This is a genomic window from Butyricicoccus sp. (assembly GCF_050872565.1).
In the GTDB taxonomy this organism is placed as follows: Bacteria; Bacillota; Clostridia; order Oscillospirales; family Butyricicoccaceae; genus Butyricicoccus_A.
Genome location: NZ_JBNMHC010000303.1, coordinates 1 through 2,776, shown reverse-complemented (window position 1 = coordinate 2,776; position 2,776 = coordinate 1). Strand labels below are relative to the sequence as shown.

Genomic DNA, 2,776 nt, shown 5'->3' with positions numbered 1-2,776 from the left:
TTTCATTTTGTTTCAACTATACCTGCTGTCGAATTTTTTCAACAACAATGTCATTATCCTTTCAGCGCCTTCTATTATACTCACATCGTGCAAAAAAAACAATATTTTTGACAATTTTCCTGTCTTTCCCATTTTTCTCTCCCTTCTTCCTTATCTTTACAACCCGTATGTCTCGTGATACGATATTGATACAGATACAAGCGAGCAATACATTTGCTTTTTGTATGTTCTATATTTATTTATACGAATTGTATAGGAAGGTGGCTGTTATCATGTCCGAAACATTTGCATCCCTGTCCGCATTGGAGCAGGAACTGACATTCTCCTCGTTTTCCCGTGCCGACGCTCTGCGTCTGGGACTGCTCATCAACAAAGCGTCTCAAGGCTATCCGGCACCGATTGCCTCGGAAATTGTCATCAACGGTCTGACTGTTTTCCGCTATTTTCAGGATGGTGCTCGTCCAGACAGCGAGCTGTGGTTGGAGCGCAAGCGCAACGCCGTCGAATTGATGCAGATGGGTTCGCTGTGCTTTGGCTGTATGCTGGAGGAAAGCGGCGAATCACTGGAAGGCCGCAAATTAAACGCCGATGATTTTGCCCCGGGCGGCGGCGGTATGCCGATTGTGCTCGCAGGCACCGGCATGATTGGCTCTGTCTGCGTTTCCGGCGAGCCAAATCATCTGGACGATCAGGCGATTGTCGTCAAGGCCCTGCGCCAGCTCAAAGCAGAAAAAGAGGGATAATCTTGTTGATTTCTGTTGTCTGGACAAGTATAATAGACTGTATCTGATGACAGAAATGGAGAGAATTTATTGTGAAGAAAAAAATACTATCCCTTGCTCTTGCCGCTGTGATGGCAGTCGGTCTGCTTTCCGGCTGTACGCGCCGTGGACAAGCACCGACCGCAGCGGAAACCTACGATGTGTTGGAAAATCCGGCAGTCACCGTTGACGGCAAATGGTCTGCCCCGGACACTGACCGTTCGATCACTTTTAATGCAGACGGCACTTATACCAGTACCGTTGCCACCAAGTTTTCTACGGAAGGTCTGAGCGGCAAGTATGTCTATTATTCGCAGAATGACAGCTTCAAGCTGGCGGATAAATTCAAGAACGAAGAATACGTTGTCTTGTCCAATGAAAAGGGCACGGAAACACTGTTCGGCACCGTTCTCGGAGACGTTTTGGTATGCTTCTACGACCAGAACCAGTGCTATTTCCTCCGCGACAAGCGCACCACCGCCCTTTCCCTTTCCGATTTCACAGGAAAATGGAAGGATGCAACCGGCGGCACCTATGAGCTGAAGCTCAACGATGACGGTACCTGCACCATGGGTGAGGACGACAAGATGGAAAATTGCACCTACACCTATGACGAAAAGACCTACTGCCTGACCATCAACAACGGCAACAGCGACAAGAAGTACACTGTCGGCATGTTCGAGGGCTATCTGTTCCTCATGCTCAACGGCAACAACTACACCATGTATATGTACGAGAAGCAGTAACTATCCCTGAAACTCTCGCAGCGCAAAAACCAAGCACCAGAACCGGAATTTTCCGGAACTGGTGCTTTTTGTCTTGCTGCTAAAAAAGCCTTCCTCCTTGAGGAAGGTGGCGCGGCGTCAGCCGTGACGGAAGGAGCAGCACGCAAACAAGTTCGTATCAGAGTTACTCTAATTCGTCAGGGCGAACTGGTTACTCCCTCAGTCATTTGCAAGGCAAATGACAGCTCCCTCAACGAGGGAGCCAATTTTCCCCCCTCATATTCATTTGTTCTCCCGCATACACTGCTCTGTATTCCCGATGGAAGAGAGGAGATTACCATGCCTACAGGAACGCTGATTGTACAGACCCGTGCCGCACGCGGTGCGGTGCCCGTCGCCGGTGCGCTGGTGACGATTTTTTGTCCGGACAACGACCAAACGCCCTGTGTTTCCATCCGCACGGACAGCAGCGGTGCGACGGCTCCGATTGCTCTGGAAGCCCCATCTCTCGCCGATCAAGACGCGGAGACCGCGCCGCCCTATGCGTCTTACCGCGTCAACATTGACCATCCCGATTATCGTCCGGTCACGGTATTAGACACCGCGATTTTTTCCGGTATCACAACGGTTCTGCCCGTCGCCATGATTCCGCCGCGCTCCGTCGATGAGCTGCGCAAAACCATCGTCATCAACAGCACAGAAACCGGCCCATCCGGTTCAGGGAGGGAATAAATGCCAGAGTATTCCTATATTCCAGAGACCATTACCGTGCATCTCGGCAGACCGGATGAACCCGCAGAAAACGTCACGGTTCCCTTTCTGGAATACATCCAAAACGTTGCATCCAGTGAATTATACCCCACATGGCCGGAGAACGCCCTACGCGCCAATATCTACGCCCAAGTCTCTTTTGCCCTCAACCGCATCTACACCGAATGGTATCGTTCGCGCGGATATGATTTTGACATCACCAATTCCACCGCCTACGATCAGGCCTTTGTCAACGGACGAGATATTTTTGAAACTGTCGCCGTGCTCGTCAACGAGCTGTTTGATCGGTATTTGGCGCGTCCCGGCTTTGTCCAGCCGTTATTTGCCGCCTACTGTGATGGTCGGCGTGTCCAATGCGATGGTCTGAGCCAATGGGGTACCGTTGACCTCGCCAACCAAGGACTCACGCCGTATCAAATTCTCACGCGCTATTACGGCGAAGATTTGGATATTCGCACAGCCCCCATTCGTCCCGCTGTGCGTTCGTATCCGGGGCAGCCGCTGCGGCTGGGAGACGTC

At 51.3% G+C, this 2,776-nt stretch carries 4 protein-coding genes; all 4 read left to right on the top strand.

Annotation, left to right across the window (positions count from 1 at the left end):
• The first annotated feature begins 272 nt into the window (after positions 1–272).
• Positions 273–743, top strand: a complete 471-nt coding sequence (locus ACR0P9_RS10465; RefSeq protein WP_432619908.1) for a heme-binding protein — start codon at positions 273–275, stop codon at positions 741–743.
• Between the two features lie 71 nt (positions 744–814).
• Positions 815–1,507, top strand: coding sequence for a hypothetical protein (locus ACR0P9_RS10460; protein ID WP_432619906.1), 693 nt, complete (start codon positions 815–817; stop codon positions 1,505–1,507).
• Positions 1,508–1,825: 318 nt separating this feature from the next.
• A complete protein-coding gene (locus ACR0P9_RS10455; protein ID WP_432619904.1) occupies positions 1,826–2,218 on the top strand; it encodes a hypothetical protein in 393 nt (130 codons plus the stop codon).
• Positions 2,219–2,776, top strand: a 558-nt coding sequence (locus ACR0P9_RS10450; protein WP_432619902.1) for a SpoIID/LytB domain-containing protein, incomplete at its 3' end; no start/stop codon positions are given. It lies immediately after the preceding gene.